At 71.4% G+C, this 21,914-nt stretch carries 10 protein-coding genes; 4 read left to right on the top strand and 6 right to left on the bottom strand.

The genetic code is table 11. The annotated features are described in order from the left end of the window. Window position 1: 1 nt before the first annotated feature. Window positions 2–904 carry a LysR family transcriptional regulator gene (locus ATM97_RS34030; protein ID WP_218722336.1) on the bottom strand — a complete coding sequence of 301 codons (903 nt, stop codon included), beginning with the start codon at window positions 902–904 and terminating at the stop codon, window positions 2–4. A gap of 90 nt (window positions 905–994) precedes the next feature. Here ATM97_RS34030 and mqo point away from each other — a divergent pair, with 90 nt between their 5' ends. Then, window positions 995–2,434, top strand: coding sequence for a malate dehydrogenase (quinone) (gene mqo / locus ATM97_RS34025; RefSeq protein ID WP_218722335.1), 1,440 nt, complete (start codon window positions 995–997; stop codon window positions 2,432–2,434). Here the strand turns inward: mqo and ATM97_RS34020 are convergent. Next, window positions 2,418–3,029, bottom strand: coding sequence for a TetR/AcrR family transcriptional regulator (locus tag ATM97_RS34020; protein ID WP_255588819.1), 612 nt, complete (start codon window positions 3,027–3,029; stop codon window positions 2,418–2,420). The two genes, mqo and ATM97_RS34020, sit on opposite strands and share 17 nt — an antisense overlap. A 96-nt stretch (window positions 3,030–3,125) precedes the next feature. Between ATM97_RS34020 and ATM97_RS34015 the strand changes: the two genes are divergently transcribed. Further along, window positions 3,126–3,977 carry an SDR family oxidoreductase gene (locus tag ATM97_RS34015; RefSeq protein WP_218722333.1) on the top strand — a complete coding sequence of 284 codons (852 nt, stop codon included), beginning with the start codon at window positions 3,126–3,128 and terminating at the stop codon, window positions 3,975–3,977. Window positions 3,978–4,088: 111 nt separating this feature from the next. Next, window positions 4,089–5,123, top strand: a complete 1,035-nt coding sequence (locus ATM97_RS34010) for a hypothetical protein (protein ID WP_218722332.1) — start codon at window positions 4,089–4,091, stop codon at window positions 5,121–5,123. Window positions 5,124–5,176: 53 nt separating this feature from the next. Here the strand turns inward: ATM97_RS34010 and ATM97_RS34005 are convergent, their stop codons facing one another. Next, window positions 5,177–5,503 carry a hypothetical protein gene (locus tag ATM97_RS34005; protein ID WP_218722331.1) on the bottom strand — a complete coding sequence of 109 codons (327 nt, stop codon included), beginning with the start codon at window positions 5,501–5,503 and terminating at the stop codon, window positions 5,177–5,179. 192 nt (window positions 5,504–5,695) lie between these two features. Between ATM97_RS34005 and ATM97_RS34000 the strand changes: the two genes are divergently transcribed. Next, on the top strand, window positions 5,696–6,031 hold the full coding sequence (locus ATM97_RS34000) for an RNA polymerase-binding protein RbpA (RefSeq protein WP_110040609.1): 336 nt from the start codon (window positions 5,696–5,698) through the stop codon (window positions 6,029–6,031). A 146-nt stretch (window positions 6,032–6,177) separates the two neighbouring features. Here ATM97_RS34000 and ATM97_RS33995 read toward each other — a convergent pair whose 3' ends face one another. The 3 genes from ATM97_RS33995 to ATM97_RS33985 all read right to left on the bottom strand — a co-directional run bounded on the left by ATM97_RS33995 (window position 6,178) and on the right by ATM97_RS33985 (window position 21,798). Continuing rightward, window positions 6,178–6,957 carry an ABC transporter permease gene (locus ATM97_RS33995; RefSeq protein WP_218722357.1) on the bottom strand — a complete coding sequence of 260 codons (780 nt, stop codon included), beginning with the start codon at window positions 6,955–6,957 and terminating at the stop codon, window positions 6,178–6,180. Window positions 6,958–7,144: 187 nt separating this feature from the next. Then, entirely contained in the window at window positions 7,145–8,134 is a 990-nt protein-coding gene (locus ATM97_RS33990) for an ATP-binding cassette domain-containing protein (RefSeq protein ID WP_218722330.1), read from the bottom strand. Next, entirely contained in the window at window positions 8,131–21,798 is a 13,668-nt protein-coding gene (locus tag ATM97_RS33985) for an amino acid adenylation domain-containing protein (protein WP_255588818.1), read from the bottom strand. Before ATM97_RS33985 ends, ATM97_RS33990 begins: the two co-directional genes overlap by 4 nt. Between the last annotated feature and the right edge of the window lie 116 nt (window positions 21,799–21,914).

Here is a 21,914-nt window from a genome sequence, read left to right as displayed (position 1 = left end):
TCTACCACCCGAGTCGCGCCGTGTGCGCGATCAGGAAATCCCGCAGCCGCGCGACCGCGAGTGTCGGACCATGGTCTCCCGAGACCAGGCCGATCTCGCGGTCGCGTTCGCCGTCGATCGGCACGACCACCAGATCGGGGTGCGCGATCTCGGCCGCGGGCAGCAGGGCGACGCCGAGCCCGAGCGCGACCAGTTCGCGCAGGGTCTCGAACTCGGTGATCTCGAACAGCACCCGTGGCGTGAAACCGGCTGCGGCGCACCAGCTGTCGAGCAGTGCGCGCAGCTGATAGCTGGGCGGGTTGGCGATGAACGCCGCGTCGGCCAGCTCGGCGAGATCGACCCGGGCGCGCCCGGCCAGCGGATGGGTGCGCGCCACGTGCAGACTGATGCGCTGCCTGCCCAGCGGCACCGTCGGCAGATCCGGGGGCGGCGGGATCATCACCGCCAGGTCCAGCCCACCCGCGCGCACCTGCTCGGCCAGCGCCTCCCCGTGCGCCTGCACCAGATGCAGCCGGATCCGCGGCGCCCTGGTGTGGAACTGGGCCAGCAGCGACGGAATGCTCACCGGGCCCAGGGTGAGCGGGAAACCGAAGCGGACCAGCCCGCTGTCGGGGTCGGCGTCGGCGCGCACCCGGCGCACCGCGTCGTCGAGGGAGCGCACCAGGCCGCGGGTGTGTTCGTAGAGCTCGCGACCCTGCGGCGTGAGGGTCACCCCGCGCCCGACCGGCTGGAACAGCGCCACCCCGAGTGTCTGCTCGAGCGTCTTGATCCGGCGGCTCACCGAGGACTGCGGCACGCCGAGTCGCTGGGCCGCCCTGGTGATGTGCCCCGCCCCGGCCGCCGCGTCGAACGCCGCCAGCAGCGGCGCGAGCGCCTGCGCTCCCCCGTCGCCTGAATCATCCATATTCGGATGATATTCGCACCAATCTTGTATTGGACGGATCACTCCCGGTCGCGTGACGATGGCGGTACACAGCTCACGGGAGGTTCGACGATGACCGAGACGACACCTCGCCCCACATCCGGTGGTGGCGACGACATTCTCGACGCGGTGCTGATCGGCGGCGGGATCATGTCCGCCACCCTCGGCGCCCTGCTCAGCACGCTCGCGCCCGATTGGTCGATCGCGCTGTTCGAACGGCTCGGCGAGCCCGCCGCCGAGAGCAGCCATCCCTGGAACAACGCGGGCACCGGCCACTCCGGCCTCTGCGAACTCAACTACATGCCCGACCCCCGCGACGGCGACCGCGCGGCCGGGATCGCCGAGCAGTTCCAGCTCACCCGGCGGTTCTGGGCGGCGCTGGCCCAGCGCGGCGAACTCGACCCGGCGACCTTCGCCACCCCGACCCCGCACGTCACCGTGGTGTTCGGCGACCACGACATCAGCTACCTGCGGCAGCGCTACGCCACCCTGCGCGAGCGGCCCGCCTTCGCGACGATGGAGTACACCGAGGACCGCGCCGTCATCGCGCAGTGGGCGCCGCTGCTGGTCCGCGGCCGGGCCGAGGACGAGGCCATGGCCGCCACCCGGCACACCGCGGGCACCGATGTCGATTTCGGCGCGCTGACCAGGTCGCTGCTGTCGACGATGACCGCGGCGGGCAACGCGGTCCGGCTGCACCGCGAGATCACCGGGCTCACCCGCGACAGGGACGGCCTGTGGACCGTGCGCGGCCGGGACCTCGACAGCGGCAGGCGTTTCCGGGTGCGCACGCGGTTCGTGTTCGTCGGCGCGGGCGGCTATGCGCTGCGGCTGCTGCAGCGCGCGGGCCTGCCCGAGGTGCGCGGCTACGGCGTGTTCCCGCTGGGCGCGCAGTTCCTGCGGACGACGAATCCCGAAGTCGTCGCCGAACACGGCGCGAAGGTCTACAGCCAGGCCGCGCTCGGCGCCCCGCCGATGTCGGTTCCGCACCTGGACCGCCGCGAGGTCGACGGATCGGCCGCGCTCCTGTTCGGCCCCTATGCCACCTTCAGCACCCGCCTGTTGCGGTACGGAAAACTGACCGACCTGTTCACCACGCTGCGACCGCACAACATCGTGCCGCTGGTCGCCGCGGGTCTGCGGAATCTGGATCTGGTGCGGTACCTGATCACCGAGCTCCTGGCCTCGCCGCGGCGCAAGTTCCAGCAGCTGCAGCGCTTCTATCCGACCGCCGACCCGGCCGACTGGGAACTGATCCCGGCCGGGCAGCGCGCCCAGCTGATCAAGCCCGACCGCGAGCGCGGCGGTGTGCTCGAATTCGGCACCGAGCTGGTGACCGGCGCCGACGGCACCGTCGCCGGGCTGCTCGGCGCGTCACCCGGTGCCTCGATCGCCCCGTCGATCATGCGGGACCTGCTCGACCGCTGCTTCCCCGAGCGGCGCTACGAGTGGGCGCCGCTGCTGGCGGAGCTGCTGCCCGAGGACGCGGCCACGGTCAGCGCGGCGCGTTGACCAGGGCCCCGATCAGGCGGTGGCTGCGCGCGCTCATCTCGGCGGCCGTCTGCTCGGGGTGGCGCAGCCACCACAGCACCAGCGAGGTCACCGACCCCATCCAGACATCGGTGAAGGCCGACAGGTCGTCGGGGTCGGTGAGGGCGAGCGTGCTGAGCGCGTCGGCGACGCCACGCGCGGCCTGGGCGGCGATCCGCCGACGGGCCGCGCGCACGGCGTCGGCGGCCGGACCCTCGTGCGGGTGCGAGCGGTCGAAGACGACGGTCCAGTCGTGCGGACGCGGTGCGAGAGCGACGAACAGCGCGTCGAGGGTCCGCTCGGCCTTGGTCAGGCCGCTCGCCCCGGTGATGGCGGTTTCGATCGCGTCGTAGATGACGGTGGCCGCGCGCTCGACGCAGGCGATGTAGAGCCCGTCCTTGGACTGGAAATAGGTGTACACCAGCGGTTTGGACACACCGGCTCGCTGCGCGACCTCGGCGGGCGAGAGCCCCGCGTAGCCGACTCGCCCGATCTCGGCGACGGCGGCGTCGAGGATCTGCTGCTCACGCTCGGGGCGCGGGACACCCTTGGTTCCGGCTGTGCTCACCCGGCCCATCCAACCATCGCGACGACTCCTGTTGACACTCAATTGACTGATTTGTAATTTACTAGATAGTAAATTAATTCGGCCCCCTCGACGCCAGGAGTCCCCGTGCTCGACCGCCTCGCGCAGTCCCTGCTGCTCAACCCGCCCGCGTTGCCGCGCACCGTGGCGCGACTCGTGCTCGGCGAACGGCACGAGATCGCCGGCAAGACCGTCCTGCTGACCGGCGCGTCGTCCGGCGTCGGCCGGGCCGCCGCGCTCGCGCTGGGACGCGACGGCGCGCGGCTGATCCTCATCGCCCGTGCCGCCGAACCGCTGCTCGAGGTGCGCGACGCCGTGCGCGCGGCCGGCGGCCGGGCCGAGGCCGTCACCTGCGACCTGTCCGACCCCGGGGAGACCGACGACCTGGTCAAGACCGTGCTCGAGCAGTACGGCGCGATCGACGTGCTGGTCAACAACGCCGGGCGCTCGATCCGCCGTCGCGCCGCCGCCGCCACCGACCGGTTCCACGACTACGAACGCACCATGGCGCTGAACTACTTCGGCGCGGCCCGCCTCACCATGGGCCTGCTGCCCTCGATGCTCGCGACCGGCGACGGACACGTCGTCAATGTCGCCACCTGGGGCGTCGCCGCCGGCACGATGCCGATGTTCACCGCCTACCACGCCTCCAAGGCCGCGCTCGGCGCGTTCGGGCGCAGCCTGGGCGCCGAGACCAGAGCGCGCGGCGTGCATGTCACCACGGTCGGATTCCCGCTGGTGCGAACCGAGATGATCGCCCCGACCGGCGCCTACGACGAGTCGGCGGCGTTGACCGCGGAGCAGGCCGCGGACTGGATCCGCACCGCGATCCGGACCCGGCCGATCGAGCTGTATCCCCGCTACACCCGCCTGCTGCAGGCCGTCGCGACCGTCTCGCCGCGCGCGGTCGACGCCGTCATCTGGCGCCTGGGGATCTGATCCGATCCCGATGACCGCACCGGAGTAGGGCCTTCCCCCTACCCGGGTACTGGTCGCGAACCGTTCCGCAGCGGGAGGTCTTGCGGCGCACCGGATTTCTACCGTCGAGACATGGCGACGATCGATCTCTCCCACACCCTGTCCCGCCTCCGGTTCCCCGCCGCACCCGCGCGCGGTGTCGGGACCGACCGCGCCCCCTGGCACGGCCCGCTGCTGGTGAACTCCGCGCTGATGAGCGCGCTCGTGCTGGTGTCGGTGGTCGGCATGCTGGTCGACGACCGGACGCTGCTCGGCGAGTCGGTCTGGCTCAAACCCGCCAAGTTCGGGCTCGCCTTCGCCCTCTACGGCGTGACGCTGGCCTGGATCCTGCGGCTGCCGCACCGGGGCAGGCGGGCGACCTGGTGGCTGGGCACCGTCTTCGCCGTCACCGGGATCGCCGACGTCGGGTTCATTGCGCTGCAGGCCGCGCGCGGCACGTTCAGCCATTTCAACACCGCCGAGGAGACCGTCAACCAGATCGGCCAGCAGGTCTTCGCCTCCGGCGTGCCCGGCCTGTTCCTCGCCAATCTCGTGCTCGCCCTGATCATCTCGTGGCAGAAGCTGGCCGACCGGCCGACCCGGATCGCGTTGAAAGCCGGACTGTGGCTGGCGGTGGTCGGCATGGCGCTCGGGTATCTCATGGGCTTCACCGGGCCGCAACTGGTGCGCCGGTCCGACGGCACCGTCGTCGGCTTGATGGCCGGGCACACCGTCCGCGCGGGTGGCGCGCACGGCGACGCGGTCCGCGACGGGGTCGGCGCGATGCCGCTGACCCATTGGAGCACCACCGGCGGCGACCTGCGCATCCCGCACTTCGTCGGGCTGCACGGCATCCAGGTGCTACTGCTCCTGGCCGTCGTGCTGGTCGCCCTGGCACCCCGGTATCGGTGGCTGCGCGCGGAGACCATCCGCGCGGCGCTGCTCGGGGTCGCGGTGCTCGGCTACTTCGGAGTGCTCATCCTCGTGCTCTGGCAAGCGCTCCGCGGTCAGCCGCTGGTCAGCCCCGACCTCGCCACCGTGGGCGCCGCGACCGCGCTCGCGCTGCTCGTCGCGGGTGGCGTGGCGGCCGTGTACCTGCGGGCCCGCGAATCCGCGGACATCAGCTAGCCTCGCTCGCCCCTGGGGCCCATCGCACCGAGGTGCGGTGGGCCCCAGGGCTTTCAGCGCAACCGCTCGGCTTCGCGCGACAGCTGCACCAGGGTGGCGCTGAGCTGGGCCAGCTCGGCGTGCTCGGCCCCCTCGGCCACCGCCGTCGCCACATCCTCCGCGGCACATCTGGCCGCGAACCAGCGATCGGCCAGATCCGCGGCTTCCTGGGCGGACAACACCACGGCGTCCTCCGGAATCCCGGTTCCTTTGAGGCTGGTGCGGTGCTCGTAGGCTCGTTGACGGCACGACTGGCGGCAATAGCGGCGACGGCGCCCCGACTCGGAATCCACGATCTCCCGCCCGCACCACAGGCAGGACAGCAGGCGACTGCGCGACATGCTGCGAAACCCTATCGGTCCGGCGGCCGGTCGGGCGGCTCAGGTCTCGCTCAGCGGGCACGGACCGGGCCGTCCCGGCTCAGGGGTCGCCCGGCCGGTCCGCCGCTGCGACTACAATGGAACAGTTCAGAGGTCCCGTGCGTTAACGGTAGGACCACGACCGGCGCCAGCCGCCAAAGACAGGGAGCACACATGGCAGATCGCGTACTCCGAGGCAGTCGGCTCGGAGCGGTGAGCTACGAGACCGACCGCGACCACGACCTGGCCCCCCGCCGGATCGCCCGCTACCGCACCGACAACGGTGAGGAGTTCGACGTCCCGTTCGCCGACGACGCGGAGATCCCGCCGACCTGGCTGTGCCGCAACGGCCAGGAAGGTCAGCTCATGGAGGGCACCACGGTGGAGACCAAGAAGGTCAAGCCGCCGCGCACCCACTGGGACATGCTGCTGGAGCGTCGCAGCAAGGAGGAGCTCGAGGAACTGCTCAAGGAGCGCCTCGAACTGCTCAAGACGCGCCGCCGCGGCTGAGGCTTTCCCGCCTCCCCGGGATTCAGGCCAGACACAGGAGCGCTACCGGCAGCCACGCGGCTGCCGGTAGCGCTCCTGTCATGTTTGCCGGTACCCGGTGAGTTACCCATGTCCTCGCGGGACAGGCGGTACCGGTCGCGGGAGGGTCAGTGGCTGGCGACCTTTCGATACTGGAGCAACGCCGCGGGCATGGCGATCGCCAGGATCACCACCGAGCAGATGATCGCGTAGAGCACGCAGTTGTCGGCGGCCCAGCCGGTGGCAGGGGCGAACGACGGTGGAGCGTCGTTGTCGAACAGCTTGCGGCCCGCGGCCGAGACCGCCGTGATCGGGTTCCACTCGGCGATGGTGCGCAGCGGGCCCGGCAGCGTCTCGGCGGAGATGAACGCCGAGGAGATGAACGACAGTGGGAACATCCAGATCAGGCCCGCGCTCTGCGCCACCTCGACCGTCGGTGAGATCAGCCCGGTGAGGGCACCGACCCACGACATCGCGAACGCGAACAGCAGGATGATGGCGAAGGCCAGCGCCGCGTCGGCGACGCTGCCGTGGATGCGCCAGCCGACGATGTAGCCGCAGATCACCATCACGCCCAGGCTCAGCACGTTGACCACCAGGTCGGACAGCGTGCGGCCCATCAGCACCGCCAGCCGCGACATCGGCAGCGTCCGCATCCGGTCGATGATGCCCTTCTGCAGGTCGCCCGCGAGGCCGACCGTGGTGAAGGCGGCATTGAACGCGACCGTCTGGGTGAAGATGCCGGCGAGCAGGAACTCGCGATACTGGTCGCCGCCCAGCGACGCGCCGAAGATGTAGGCGAACAAGAATACGAACATCAGCGGCTGGATCGTCGCGGTCACCAGCAGCGTCGGCACCCGCAGAATGGTCAGCAGATTGCGGTGCGCCACGATCGCGCTGTCGCGGATGAACCGGGCCCGCGGCGGCGCCTCGTCGGGTGCGGCGGGACGCGGTGGACTCGTTTGAATCGGCAGGTCACGGGTCTCGTACTCGTCCGCGACCTCGGGTGCCACACTCACGACCGCACCTCGCTGGCGCTCGGCTCCGTGGTGCGCGGGCGCACGCTGTGTCGATGGTTCGCTCGCCGAGGCTCGCTCACGACAGGATCTCCTCTTGCACGTCGTCGGTTTCGGGTTCGGCGGCCGGCTCGGCCGGGGTGCCGGTGAGGGAAAGGAACACGTCGTCGAGGGTGGGCCGGACGACAACGGCGTCGAGAACACACACGCCCGCGTCGTCGAGGCGGCGCAGTGCTTCGACCATGGTGCGCGAGCCGTTGCCCACCACCACCGACACCTCGTCGCTGCCGGGTTCGTGGATCGGTTCACCGATCCCGACCTGCTGCAGCACCTGCACCGCGGGACTCGGGTTCTGCCCCGCGGCCAGGGTGACGGTGAGCCGGTCGCCGCCGATGGAGGTCTTCAGCTCGTCGGCGGAGCCGCGCGCGATGACCGTGCCCTTGTCGATGACCGTGATCCGGTCGGCGAGCAGGTCGGCTTCCTCGAGGTACTGGGTGGTGAGCAGCACGGTGGTGCCGTCGTCGACGAGGTCACCGATCACCTGCCACATGTCCAGGCGCCCGCGCGGGTCCAGCCCGGTGGTCGGCTCGTCGAGCACCACCACCGGCGGCCGGGCCACCAGCGCGCCCGCCAGGTCGAGCCGGCGCGCCATACCGCCGGAGTAGGTGCCGGCGCGCCTGCCCGCCGCGTACTCGAGGCCGAGCGCGTTGAGCAGTTGCTCGGCCCGCGCGGTCGCCTGCTTGCGGGACATGCCGTACAGCCGCGCCACCATCCGTAGGTTCTCGTAGCCGGTCAGGTTCGCATCGACGGCCGCGTACTGACCGGACAGGCCGATCCTGGTGCGCGCGGTGGCCGGGTCGGCCAGCACGTCGACACCGGCGACCCGGATCGAGCCCGCGTCCGGCCGCAACAGCGTGGTGACGACCCGCACGGTGGTCGTCTTGCCCGCGCCGTTGGGACCCAGCAGGCCGAGAACCGTGCCCGCCGGGATCTCCAGATCGATCTCCTTCAGCACGCGCACCTTGCCGTAACTCTTGGCCAGGCCACGTACTTCTACCGCCAAACTCACGGACGCATCTCCTTCTGGCCGCCGCCGCACACGGTGATCTCCGGGACGGCGTCGAGGTGGCGATGCAGCACGGGGCCGATCGCCGCCAGCGATTCCGGCGTGGTCATCGCCGCATGCCTGCAGGGCAGGTCGTGGTTGTGGATGTTGCCGGTGACGAACGGCTGCCAGGCCTCGGCGCACCTGGCCGGATCGGCGGCGTTGATCTCGTCCGCCGCGGCGGTGAAGAACACCAGGTCGCCGTCGAAGGTGCGCGGCCGGAACCGGTTCGCCATCACCGTGCCGTCGGCGTACCCGGTGTAGAGCCGTTCGAGATTCTCGACCGAGAGCGCGGCGAACGGGCCCGGCTGTGCCCGCAGCAGATCCGCCGCTTCGTGCAGGTCGATGTCGGCGGGCAGCTGCGCCCCGCCGAGGATGTCGGCGCCGAACTCGCCGAGGATGTCGGCCACGCTCGGCATCGCGGTGTCGAGCCAGCGGTCGCCGAGCTGGTAGCTGTCCATCATGGCCAGCAGCGCGACGTCCTCCCCCGCGTCCTGTAGCTGCACCGCCACTTCCTGCGCGATCAGGCCACCGAGCGACCAGCCGAGCAGGTGGTAGGGACCGTGCGGCTGGATCGACTTGATGTGTGCCACATAGTGTCCGGCCGCCTCGGGGATCGAGGTGAACCGGTCGTCGCCGGACACGTGCGGCGCCTGCAGGCCGTACACCGGACGCTCGGGCGCGAGGTGGGCGAGCAGTCCGGCATAGCACCAGGCCAGGCCGATCGCGGGGTGTACGCAGAACAGCGGGGTGTCGTGCGGACCGGTGGACGGACGGAGGGCGAGCACCGGCCCCGTCGCCGCCGCCATCGCCGCGCCCGCGTCGGCACCGTCGAGCCGGGCGGCGATGCCGGCCGGCGTGGCGTCGCCGAACATCAGTTGCACCGGCATGTCGTAGCCCTGCTCACGCAGCGCGGCGACGACCTTGGTAGCCAGCAGCGAGTTGCCGCCGAGTTCGAAGAACCCGTCGTCGGCGCCGACCCGCTCCACCCCGAGCACCTCCGCGAACACCGTGCACAGCGCCACCTCGGCCGGGGTCACCGGCGCGCGGTAGCCCTCGGCGGCGAGGAACACCGGCTCGGGCAGCCGGGCCCGGTCCAGCTTGCCGACGGGGCTGAGCGGCACCTCGTCGAGCAGCATGACCGACTGCGGAACCATGTAGTTCGGCACGTGCCCGCCGACGTGGTCGAGCAGTTCCCGCACCGTCGGCGCGGTGCCCGCCCTGGCCTTCACGTACGAGACCAGCGCGGTGACGCCCGCCTGGGTGGTGTGCCCGATGGTGAGCGCGAACTCGACATCGGCGTGCCTGCCGAACGCGACGTCGATCTCGCCGAGTTCGATGCGGAAACCACGCACCTTCACCTGGTGGTCGGTGCGGCCCACGTACTCGACATCGAGCGCCGACTTCGCGCCGTCGCGCCAGCGCACCAGGTCGCCCGTGCGGTACATCCGTTCGCCCGGTGCGCCGTAGGGATTGGCGACGAAGCGCTGCGCGGTCAGGCCCGGCCGGTTGTGGTAGCCGCGAGCCAGCGCCGAACCGGCCAGCTGCAGCTCGCCGGTGACGCCGATCGGGGTCGGATGCAGCCGCCGGTCCAGCACGGTGGCGCTGACGCCGCGGATCGGGCCGCCGATGGTGATCGGCCCCTGCGGGCTCATCGGCTGCGGCATCAGCGTGACGATCGTCGTCTCCGTCGGGCCGTACACGTTGTAGAAATTGCGTCCCGGCGCCCACCGGGCCAGCAGGTCCGGTGGCAGCGCCTCGCCACCGACGAGCACGTGCGCCAGCGAGTGCACGCCCGCCGGGTCGACGGTACCGAGCGCGGCGGTGGTGATGAACGCGTGGGTGATCCGCTCCCGGATGAACAGCTGCCGCAGATCCTCGCCACCGACGATGCCGGGTGGTGCGATCACCAGGGTCGCCGCCCCGCCGAGCGCGAACAGGATGTCGAGCATCGACCCGTCGAAACTCGGCGTGGCGAAGTGCAGGACCCGGCTGCCGGGCCGCACGTCGTAGCGATCCGCGCACTCGGCGGCGAAGTTCGAGATGCCGCCGTGGGTCACCACCACGCCCTTCGGCGTACCGGTGGAACCGGAGGTGTAGACCACGTACGCCGGGTTGGCCACCCGCAGCGGCCGGATCCGGTCGGCGTCGGTGACCGGCGAATCGTCGGTGCCGAGCACCTTCGCGCGGGTGTGCGGATCGTCGAGCACCAGCCAACGGCAGTCGCCGGGCAGCCGGTCGCGGTGCGCCAGCAGGGTCAGGCCCACGGCCGCACCGGAATCGGTGAGCATGTGGCTGATCCGCTGGGCCGGGTAGTTGGGGTCGACCGGGACGAACGCCGCACCGGCCTTGGCGACGGCGAGCATCGTCGCCACCGACTCCACCGAGCGCGGAATTCCCAGGGCCACCAGGCTTTCCGGGCCGATGCCCTGAGCGATGAGGACCCGGGCGAGCCGGTTGGTCCAGCGGTCGAGCGCGTCGTAGGTGACGACCGTGTCGCCGGCACACAGCGCCACCGCGTCCCTGGACCGGGCGACGGCGGCACCGAACACCTCGGCGAAGCTGACCGGGGTATCCGCGCGGGTGCCGTGCACCGGCGCGAGCGCGGTCCACTCGACGGCGTCGAGCAGCGCGAGGTCGCCCACGGCCGTGTTCGGATCGGCCGCGACCGCGGTGAGCAGCCGCACCAGCCGGTCGCCCAGCCTGCGCGCGGTGACCTCGTCGAACAGGTCCGCCGCGTAGTTCACCGCCAGCGTGACACCGTCGGCGACGCGCGCGGCGGTCTCGGTCTCGGTGAAGGTGAACTGCAGGTCGAACTTGGCGATGCCGGCGTCGGCCTCGACCGCCTCGATCCGCAGCCCGGGCAGCTCGAGCATCCGCACCGGGGCGTTGCGCACCGACAACATCACCTGGAACAGCGGGTGATGTGCCTGGGAGCGCGCCGGATTGAGCACCTCGACGAGCCGCTCGAACGGCATGTCGGCGTTGGCGAACGCGTCGAGGTCGCGGTCGCGCACCGAACGCAGCAGGTCGATGAAGGCGCGCTCGTCGGTGACCTCGGTGCGCAGCACCAGGGTGTTGACGAACATGCCGATCATCGAGTCCAGGGCCGGGTGGCCACGGCCCGCCGTCGCGGTACCCACGGCGATATCGTCGTCACCGGTGACCCGGTGCAGCAGCACGGCCAGGGCCGCGTGCAACACCATGAACATGCTGACGTTGTTGGCCGTGGCGATGCCGCGCAGCGCCCGGTGGGTGGCCGCGTCGACCTCGCAGTCGACCGTGCCGCCCCGATAGGAGGGCACCGGCGGGCGCGGCCGGTCGGCCGGGACCGTGATCAGTTCGGGCAGGCCGTCGAGCGCCTCGCGCCAGTGCGCGAGCTGCTTGCTGATCAACGAGTCGGGGTCGTCCTCGGTGCCGAGGAGTTCCTGCTGCCACAGCGTGTAGTCGGTGTACTGGATCTCCGGGATCAGCTCGCCGAACGGCTCGCCCTCGCGGATGCCGCGGTAGGCGGCGGCCACTTCCCCGGCCAGCGGTTCCAGCGACCAGCCGTCCATCGCGATGTGGTGCACGACGAGCACCAGCACGTGCTCCTTGGACCCCGCGACGGCCAGCTTGGCCTGGGCGGGTACCGGCAGGCCGGTGTGGTCGACAGTGATCAACGCGGCTCGCATCGGCACCGAGGACGACAGGTCGAAGCCCGGGGTGACGAAGCGGGTCACCGCGGCGCCGACCTCGTCGGGGGTCGCCGTCGCGTGGAACAGCGTGACGGCCGCGATCTCCGGATCGAGTACGAGCTGTTCGGGCTCGCCCGCGCTCTCCGGGAACACCGTGCGCAGGGTCTCGTGCCGACGTTGCACCGTGTGCAAAGACGCAATGAGCGCATCGAGGTCGATCGGGCCGTGCAAGCGCAGCACGACCGGGATGTTGTAGGCGCCCGCCGACTGGCTCTCGCCCTCGGCGCCCGCGTTGAACCGGTTCAGGAACCAGAGCCTGCGCTGGGCCGCGGACAGCGGAATCCGCTCCGGGCGTTCCTGCTTCACCAGGTCGGGGCGGCCTTCGTCGCCGGACGGCCCGGACTCGATGAGCGCGGCCAGCTCTTCGACGGTCGGCGCGGCGAACACGGTCCGCACCTCCAGCCGCACATTGCTGGCGGCGGCCAGCCGCGCCACCAGCTGGGTGGCCAGCAGCGAGTTGCCGCCGATGTCGAAGAAGCTGTCGGTGGCGGAGACCTCGTTACCGCCGACCAGTTCCTCGAACACCCGCGCGACGAGCCGCTCGGACGCGGTCTGCGGCGCGCGGCCCGCGGTGGCGGTGAACTCCGGTTCCGGCAGCGCGCCCCGGTCCAGCTTGCCGACCGGGGTCAGCGGTACGCGGTCGAGCAGGGTCAGCGACGCGGGCACCATGTGCCCGGCCAGCCGGGCCGCCGCGTGGTTTCGGACCCGAGCCAGTTCGGTCGGGTCGGTGCCCTCGGCCAGCTGCACCCAGGACACGATGCGGTCGTCGCCGGCGATCCGCCTGACCTCGGTGTGCGCGAAGCGCACCTCGGGATGGCTGCCGAGCACGGCGCTGATCTCGCCGAGCTCGATCCGGAAGCCACGCACCTTGACCTGGTGGTCGCTGCGGCCCAGGTAGTCCAGTTCGCCGTCGGCGGTCCAGCGCACGACGTCACCGGTGCGATACATCCGGGCGCCCGCGGGCCCGGCCGGATCCGCGACGAAGCGCCCGGCGGTCAGGCCGGACCGCTGGTGGTACCCCTGCGCGATGCCCGCGCCGCCGAGGTAGAGCTCGCCGGGCACGCCCGTGGCGACCGGCCGCAGCCGCTCGTCCAGCACGAGGACCTGCGCACCACGCACCGGCGTGCCGATGGTCACCGGGACACCGACGCGCAGCTGCGACATCGCCGCGATGACGGTGAACTCGGTGGGGCCGTAGGCGTTCACGAACCGGCGGCCCGGCGCCCAGTTCTCCACCAGGTCCGGCGGCACGGCCTCGCCGCCGGCCATGAGTCCGCGCAGCCGCGGCAGCGGCCAGCGGGTGGCGTCGATCGAGGCGAGCACCGCCGGGGTCAGGAAGGTGTGGGTGATGTCCTCACGCTCGAGCAGCGCGCCGAGCTCGTCGCCACCGTAGATGTCGATCGGGCCGATCACCATCTCGGCCCCGGACCAGACCGCCAGCAGCATGTCGAGCACGGAGACGTCGAAGCTCGGGGTGGAGAAGAAGAACGTGCGGGCGAAGCGGTCCAGGCCCATCCGCTCCTGCAGGTCCACCGCCAGGCTCACCAGACCGCTGTGGGTGACGGTCACGCCCTTCGGCAGACCCGTGGAGCCCGAGGTGTAGATCTGGTAGGCCAGGTCGGCGGGGCGCACCGGCCGGATGCGCTCCGCGTCGGTGATCGGCACGCTGTCGTAGCCCGCCAGTTCGGCGTGCAGTGCCTCGTCGTCCACCAGCAGCCACTGGGTGTCGAGTGGACCGGCCGCCTCGCGCAGCGACTCGGCATCAGCCGTCGTGGTGATCACCGCGCGCGCACCGGAGTCGGTGAGCATGTGCCGCACCCGGTCGGCGGGGTAGCGCGGGTCGACCGGCACGAAGGCCGCGCCGCTGGCCGCGACGCCGAAAATGGCCAGCGCGCAGTCCAATCCGCGGGTCAGGCCGACCGCGACGCGGTCGCCGGTGCCGATGCCGCGAGCGATCAGCGCACGCCCGAGCCGATGCGCCCGGAAGCCGACCTCGTCGTAGTTCAGCTCCCCCACCGCACCGGCGACGCTGCCGCCGGCGAACCAGCGCAGGGCCGGGCGATGGGCGAAGGTGGTGGCCGCGCGTTCGACGATGTCGGCCAGCACGATCGGGGTCACCGCGGCCGGTCCCTGCGCGGGCACCAGCGACCGGCGCTCGGGCACCGTGAGGGCGTCGATCTCGCAGACCAGCTGTCGCGGATCGGCCGTCACCTGGGTGAGGATCTCGACGAACCGGATGGCCATGGTCTCGACCGTGGCGGCGTCGAACATCTCGGCGGCGTACACGAAGTCGAACGTGCGGGTCTCGCCGTCGCCGGGCGCCACCCGCAGCTCCAGATCGAACTTGGCGCGGGCGATGTCGAGTTCCTCGGCCGCCAGCCGCAGACCCGGCAGTTCCAGTTCCGGCGTGCGGTCGTCCTGCATGCTCAGCGCGACCTGGAACAGCGGGTGCCGGTTGCTCGCCCTGCTGTCGCGGCCGAGCGCGTCGACGACGCGCTCGAACGGCAGGTCGGAGTTGGCGATCGCGGCGAGTTCGTCGTCGCGGTCGGCGTGCAGCAGGTCGACGAAGCTGCGGCCCGGGTCCACGTCGGACCGCAGGACCAGCGTGTTGACGAACATGCCGACCAGATCGTCGAGCTGGATGTCGGTGCGGCCGGCCACCGGCGTGCCGATCGGGATGTCGCGACCACCGGTGACGCTGCGCAACAGCACCGCCAGCGCCGAGCGGACCACCATGAACAAGCTGACACCCGTCTCCGCAGCCAGCTCCTGCATGGCGCGCTGCAACGGTGCCGAGATCTCACACCGCACGCTGCCCGCCACTCCGGTCGGTTCGGCCGGACGCGGCCGGTCGAACGGCAGCGGCAGTTCGTCGGGCAGTTCGGCCAGGGCCGCGCGCCAGTGCGCGAGCTGGGTGGCGGCGATGCTGTCCGGGTCGTCCTCAGCGCCGAGAACCGCGCGCTGCCACAGGCTGAAGTCGGCGTACTGCACGGGCAGTGGCGCGCGCACCGGTTCGGTGCCCGCCGCCCTGGCCACATACGACAGCGCCAGGTCCCGGGTGAGCGGACCGAGCGACCAGCCGTCGGCGGCGATGTGGTGCACGACCACGCCGAGCAGATGCTCCCCCGGCCCGACCCGCAGCAGCCGGGCCCGCAGCGGGGTCTGGCCGGTGAGGTCGAAGCCCTGCCGGGCCAACGTGGTCAGCGCATCGAGCGCCTGGTCCGGATCGGCGTCGACGGCCTCGAGCGCGGGCAGCGCCGCGGCGACCGGCAGCACGATCTGCTGGGCGCCGGACAGATCCTCCGGGAAAATCGTGCGCAGCACCTCGTGGCGCTCCACCAGATCGGTGAGTGCGGACCGCAAAGCGCTGATGTCCAGATCTCCGCCGATTCGCAAGACGAATGCGATGTTGTAGGCGCTGGATTCGGGGGACAATCTGTTGAGGAACCACAGCCGCTGCTGCGGCAGCGACAGTGGTATGCGTCCCGGGCGTGGGGTGTGTACCGCCAGCGCCACCCGCTGCGTCCGGGGCGCTTCCGTGATCAGCTGGGCGATGCCCGCCACGGTCGGCGCCTCGAAGATCTGCCGGACCGGCAGGTCCACACTGAAATCCGCGTGCACGGCCGCCGCGAGCCGGGTGGCCAGCAGCGAGTTGCCGCCGATCTCGAAGAAGCTGTCCTCGGCGCCGGGAACCGGGCGGCCGAGAATCTCGGTGAATACCGCGGCGACCCGCATCTCCAGGTGCGTGCGAGGTGCGCGTGATCCGGCGGCGACGGCGAATTCCGGTGCGGGCAGCGCCTTTCGGTCCAGTTTGCCCGCCGGGGTCACCGGCATCCGGTCCAGCACGGCCAGCGCGGCCGGCACCATGTAGCCGGGCAGCCTGCCGCGCGCGGTGTCGAGCACCGCGGCCGGGTCGACCGGGCGGTCGGCGGTCACGTACGACGCGAGCCGCTGCTGGCCCTGCTCGTCGACGTGCACGACGGTCAGCGCCGAGCGCACGCCCGGGTGTTCGCGCAGGACGTGGTCGATCTCGCGCAGTTCGATCCGGAAGCCGCGGATCTTGATCTGGTCGTCGGCGCGACCGAGGAAGCGCAATCGGCCCACGGCGTCGGAGACGACGAGATCGCCGGTGCGGTACATGCGTTCGCCGACGCGCCCGTGCGGGTTGGCGACGAATCGCTGCGCGGTGAGCGCGAGCTTGCCGAGATAGCCGCGGGCGACACCGGGACCGGACACGTAGAGCTCACCCGGGGTCCCCGGCGGCACCGGGCGCAGGCGGCCGTCGAGCACGAACAGCCGCATGCCACGCACCGGCGCGCCCAACGGCACCGGCTCCCCCGCCACCATGGCCGCGCTCGCGGTGACCGCGACGGTCGCCTCCGACGGCCCGTACATGTTGTGCATCCGGTAGTTCGTCGCCCACCGCTGCACCAGCTCGTCCGAGCAGGCCTCACCACCGACGATGACCGTGCCCAGGTCCGGGAAGTCGCCGGCGGGCACCGTGGCCAGCGCGGCCGGAGTGATGAACGCGTGGGTGATCCGCTCCGAGCGCAGGAAGTTCGCCAGTTCCACGCCGCCGTACAGATCGGCGGGCGCGACGACGACGGTCGCCCCCGCCGCGAAGCCGAGCAGCAGCTCGAGCACCGAGGCGTCGAAGCTGGGCGAGGAGAAATGCATGGTCCGCGCCGCGTCGGTCACCTTGAACAGCTGCGTCTGCTCGCTGGCGAGCGAGGCGATGCCGGCATGGGTGACGACCACGGCTTTGGGCGTGCCCGTCGACCCGGAGGTGTAGATCAGGTACGCGGGCTGACCGGCACGCATCGGGTGACTGCGGTCGGTGTCGGTGAGCGGGGTGGCCGAACGGCTCGCGCAGTCCGCCTCGAATTCGGCGGTGCCGAACACCAGCCACTCCGGCGCCTTGCGGTGCTTGCCCGTGGTGGTGGGCAGCGCGGCGAGGTGTTCGGGCAGGGTGAGCCCGAGCGCGGCGCCGGAGTCGCCGATCATGTGTGCGATCCGCTCGGCCGGGTAGGCCGGATCGACGGGCACGTACGCGGCGCCGGACTTGGCCACCGCCCAGATGGCGACGATCGACTCCAGGCTGCGGGGCAGCGCGACCGCGACCACCGCTTCCGGACCGGCGCCGTGCGCGATCAGGCTGCGCGCCAACCGGTTCGAGCGTTCGTCGAGTTCGCGGTAGGTGGTGTCGAAGCCGAGGTAGCGCACGGCGACGGCGTCCGGCAGCCGCTGCGCGATCTCCCCGAGCAGCCGGGCCAGGGTGCCGGCAGGCTCGGCCGGTGCGCCCGCGACGGGCACCAGCCGCGCGATCTCGCGGCGCTCGAGCAGGTCGAGATCGCCGATCGGCCGGGTCGGGTCGGCCACCACCGCGGCCAGCAGCGTGGTGAACCGGCGGGCGATGGCCTCGACCGTCGCGCGATCGAAGACGTCGGTGGCGAAGCCGAATTCGGCGTCCAGTGGTCCGTCGTCGTGGTTGTCGCGCACCTCGAGCTGCAGGTCGAACTTGGCGACGCCGGACTCCAGCGGCACGAGTTCGGCACTGACACCGGGCAATTCGACGCGCAGTTCCGGGGTGCGGTCGTAGGACAGCATCACCTGGAACAGCGGGTGCCGGGCCGTGGAGCGTTCCGGGTTGACGAGGTCGACGAGGCGCTCGAACGGCACGTCGGGGTTGGCGAAGGCGTCGAGGTCGGTCTCGCGGACCTGGTCGAGCATCCGGTCGAAGCCGGCGGCCGGGTCGACCTCGGTGCGCAGCACCAGCGTGTTGACGAACATGCCGACCAGCTCGTCGAGGGCCGGATCGGACCGGCCCGCGATGGGCGTGCCGATGGTGATGTCGTTGCCCGCGCAGATCCGGGCCAGCAGGGCCGCCAGGACCGCGTGCAGCACCATGAACATGCTCACGCCGTGGCTGTGCGCGAGTTCGCTCACCGCCCGGCGCATTTCGGCGTCGATGGTGAATCCCACCGTGTCGCCGCCGGTGCCGCGCCGCAGCGGGCGCGGGCGGTCCAGCGGCAGGTCGAGCTGATCGGGCAGCCCCGCCAGCGCGTCGCGCCAGTGGCCGAGCTGCTTGCCCAGGGGCGCTTCGGGATCGGTCTCGTCCCCGAGCAGTTCCCGCTGCCACAGCGCGAAGTCGGCGTACTGCACCGGCAGCGGGGTCCACTGCGGCGCGGCGCCCTGCGCCCTGGCGGCCACGGCCGACATCAGGTCCCTGGCCAGCGGCGCGATCGACCAACCGTCGCCGCTGATGTGGTGCAGCACCACCAGCAGGACGTGCTCGTCGGCGCCGACCCGGAACAGAGCGACCCGCAACGGGGTCTCGGTGCGCAGATCGAAGCCGCGGCCGGTCGCCTCGGCGACGAGGTCGGTGAGGTCGGCAGCGACGACGTCGACCGGTGCCAGGTCCGGTTCCACCGCGGCCGCGGGATGGATCAGCTGGTAGGCGCCGTCCGGCCCCTCCGGGAAACTGGTCCGCAGGCTCTCGTGCCGGTCCAGCACGTCGCGCAGGCCGGCCCGCAGGGCGTCGAGGTCGAGGTGCCCGGTCAGGCGCAGCGCGAGCGGCATGTTGTAGGCCGCGGCGTGTTCGGCGAACCGGTTGAGAATCCACAGCCGCTGCTGGGCCAGCGACAGCGGCACCCGTTCGGGCCGGACCGCGGGAACCAGCTTCGGCGTGGAGGTTTCGGGCTTGTGGGTGCTGATGTAGCCGGCCAGCGCCGCGATGGTCGACGCCTCGAACAGGTCCCGGATGGTCAGGTTCGCGTCGAGGGTGGTGTTGATCCGCGCGACCGCGCGGGCCGCGACCAGCGAGTTGCCGCCGAGGTCGAAGAAGCTGTCCTCGATGCCGATCGCGGTGCCGTCGAGGGCCAGCACCTCGGTGAAGATCTCGGCGAGCGCGCATTCCAGCTCGGTCTGCGGTGCGGCGGCACCGGTGGTGAGCCGCACGCCCACGGTCGGCTCCGGCAGCGCCTTGCGATCGACCTTGCCGTTGGCGCTCAACGGCAGTTCGTCGAGTACGACCAGTGCCGAGGGCACCATGTAGGACGGCAGACCGCGTCGCAGTCCCGACAGCAGGACGGCGGGCTCGGGGGCCGCGCTGCCCGGCGTGGCCACCACGTAGGCGACGAGTTCGTCGTCACCGGTGCGCCCCGCGCGTGCTACACAGACCGCGCGGGCGATGTGGTCCTGAGCGAGCAGCGCGGATTCGATCTCACCGAGTTCGATGCGCAGACCGCGGATCTTGACCTGGAAGTCGGTGCGCCCCAGGTATTCCAGGATCGGCCGGTCGAGCTGCCAGCGCGCCAGGTCACCGGTGCGGTACATGCGCGCACCGGGAGTGAACGGATTGGCGACGAATCGGTCGGCGGTCAGATCGGGACGGCCGAGGTATCCGCGCGCCAGCTGCGTGCCCGCCAGGTAGAGCTCGCCGACGACCCCGGGCGGGACCGGGCGCAGCTGCGGGTCGAGCACGTAGGTCTGGGTGTTCCACACCGGCGAGCCGATCGGCACCGTGGTCGCCTCGGCCGGGCACGGCCAATAGGTGACGTCGACGGCCGCCTCGGTGGGCCCGTACAGGTTGTGCAGCTCCGGACCACCGGTCGGGCCGTGCAGCGCGGTGTGGAAGTCGGCGACGGTGGCTCCCGGCAACGCCTCCCCACTGCAGAACACCCGGCGCAGCCCTGCCCCGCCTGCCACCCGCGGGTCGGTGACGAACAGCGACAGCATCGACGGCACGAAATGCGCCGTGGTGATGGATTTCTCGGTGATGATGCGGGCGAGGTAGGCCGGGTCCCGATGTCCGTCGGGCGCGGCGACGACCAGGCGCGCGCCGACCTGCAACGGCCAGAAGAACTCCCATACCGATACGTCGAAGGTGGCGGGCGTCTTCTGCAGGACGGCGTCGGTGTGGTCGAGCGGGTACTCGGCCTGCATCCAGCGCAGCCGGTTGACGATCGACGCGTGCGTGACGCCGACGCCCTTGGGCTTGCCGGTCGAGCCGGAGGTGAAGATGACGTAGGCGAGGTGCTCGGGGCGCAGTGGCGCGCGCCGATCGGCGTCGGTGATCGGCGCGACGTCGTGCCCGGTGACGTCGAGGGTGTCCAGATCCACCCGCGCCACGCCCTCGGGCAGGCGCACCAGGTCGCGGGCCGCGGTGAGCACGCACACCGGCCGCGCCTGCGCCACCACGGATTCGATGCGGTCGGCGGGGTGTTCCGGGTCCAGCGGCAGGTAGGCGGCGCCGGTGGCGAGGACCGCGTACATGCCGATGACCATCTCGATACTGCGGTGCAGGCACAGCCCGACCGTCGTCTCCGGGCCGGCACCCCGCGCGATGAGCTCGCGCGCCAGCTGGTTCACCCGATCGGCGAGTTCGGCGTAACCGATTGCGCGGTCGCCGAATTCGAGCGCGACGGCATGCGGGCTGCGCCGCGCCTGGTCGGTGAACAGCGACACCAGCGTGGCGGTCGGCACCGGCATCTCGGTGGCGTTCCACTCACGCAGGACCCGCGCCTGCTCCGCGGTGGTGATCGCGGTCAGCGCGCGGGTGGGGGTGGTGGGCTCGGCGGCCAGGAAGCGGGCGAGGAAATCCAGGTAGCGCCCGTGGTGGGCGGCGACCTCGGCCTCACCGTAGAGCTTGGGATTGGCTTCGAAGTCGAGCTGGATGCGGCCGCCGTCGCCGTTGTAGATGTTGATCGAGAGGTCTTCGACGGGGCCGGTCGCGAGCACGTGCAGCTGGCCGGCGATGTCGCCGAACTTCAGCTCGTCGTGGAACAGCATGATGTTGACCATCGGGCCGAAGAAGCCACGCGCGTCGCGCGAGTAGCCGCAGTCGCGGCGGATGTCGTCGGAACGGTAGCGCTGGTGCCGCAGCGCGCCGGTGATCTGCAGCTCGGTCTGGCGCACGACGTCGGCCACGGTGGTGTGCTCGTCGAAGCGCACCCGCAGCGGCACCACGTTCGACACCACACCCGCCGAACGGCGCAGCGCGACGGTGGTGCGGGCCGAGACCGGAAGGCTCAGAACGACATCGGAGTCACCGGTCACCGACCGCACGTAGGCGGCCAGCGCCGCGACGATGAGCGCGGAGTTGGCCGAGCCGTGCGTGGCGATCGCCTCGGTGAGCAGGGTGTCGAGATCGGGATCGAGGACCGCGGTGGCGCGATGCCGACCCGGATCGTGGGTGTCGCCGGTGACGGTCACCGACGACAGCGTCATCGGCTCGCCCACACCGGCGAGCTGTTCGGTCCAGTACTCGCGATCGGCGCGGCAGCGGCTGGACTCGCGGTAGCGGGACTCGTCGGCGTAGAGGTCGACCAGCGCGGCGGCGCGCGAGACCGACGGTTCGCGCTGCTCGCCGATGGCGGTGTAGATCTCGGCCGTGCGAGTCAGCGCGTTCATCGCACCGTAACCGTCGATAACGATGTGGTGTCCGCGTTCGTACCAGAACCAGTCCTGGTCACCGATCCGCAACACGACATTGATGGTGAGCGGCTCGCGCTCCATATCGATGGGGGTGCTGGCGTGGTCGTTCATCCAGCGCAGCGCCGCGGCGCGCGGGTCGGGCTCGCCGCGCAGGTCGATCCGGGCCCAGCCCGGCCGCCACGCCAGGTCGACCCGCTGATGTGGCACGCCGTCGATCTCGAGTAGGCGCACGTGTCCCACCTGGGATTCGGCGCCGTAGCGTTCGACCGCGTACAGCAACCGGCCGACGTCCAGGTCACCGTGCAGTTCGACGTAATGAGCGATCGTGAGGGGAATATCGGGCCGGATCCGTTGCGCGTACCACAGGGCCGTCTGACCGGGCGAGAGAGCGAACGGTTGGCCCGGATCGTCGTCGGTGAGGCATGAGCTGACGCGGTCGGTGGCCAATGAACTCATCAAGCACTCCGTTCTGCCTTTGTGTCACAACTCCCCGAGCAGCGCCCGGGCACACGACGGCCCTGGGCGTGGCTATCCACGCCCATAGATTCGGAGTACTCCGGCAGCCGGATGGC

Origin of the sequence: Nocardia sp. MH4, from assembly GCF_019266065.1 — a bacterium.
Classification (GTDB): domain Bacteria; phylum Actinomycetota; class Actinomycetes; order Mycobacteriales; family Mycobacteriaceae; genus Nocardia; species Nocardia canadensis.
The sequence above is the reverse complement of the archived record's forward strand: the minus strand, read 5'-3'. Positions and strand labels throughout refer to the sequence as shown.

Excerpts from the sequence above, each read along its gene's own strand:
- ATM97_RS34030 (WP_218722336.1), bottom strand. The coding sequence starts at position 904 with ATGGATGATTCAGGCGACGGGGGAGCGCAGGCGCTCGCGCCGCTGCTG.
- mqo (WP_218722335.1), top strand. The coding sequence starts at position 995 with ATGACCGAGACGACACCTCGCCCCACATCCGGTGGTGGCGACGACATT.
- ATM97_RS34020 (WP_255588819.1), bottom strand. The coding sequence starts at position 3,029 with ATGGGCCGGGTGAGCACAGCCGGAACCAAGGGTGTCCCGCGCCCCGAG.
- ATM97_RS34010 (WP_218722332.1), top strand. The coding sequence starts at position 4,089 with ATGGCGACGATCGATCTCTCCCACACCCTGTCCCGCCTCCGGTTCCCC.
- ATM97_RS34005 (WP_218722331.1), bottom strand. The coding sequence starts at position 5,503 with ATGTCGCGCAGTCGCCTGCTGTCCTGCCTGTGGTGCGGGCGGGAGATC.
- ATM97_RS34000 (WP_110040609.1), top strand. The coding sequence starts at position 5,696 with ATGGCAGATCGCGTACTCCGAGGCAGTCGGCTCGGAGCGGTGAGCTAC.
- ATM97_RS33985 (WP_255588818.1), bottom strand. The coding sequence starts at position 21,798 with ATGAGTTCATTGGCCACCGACCGCGTCAGCTCATGCCTCACCGACGAC.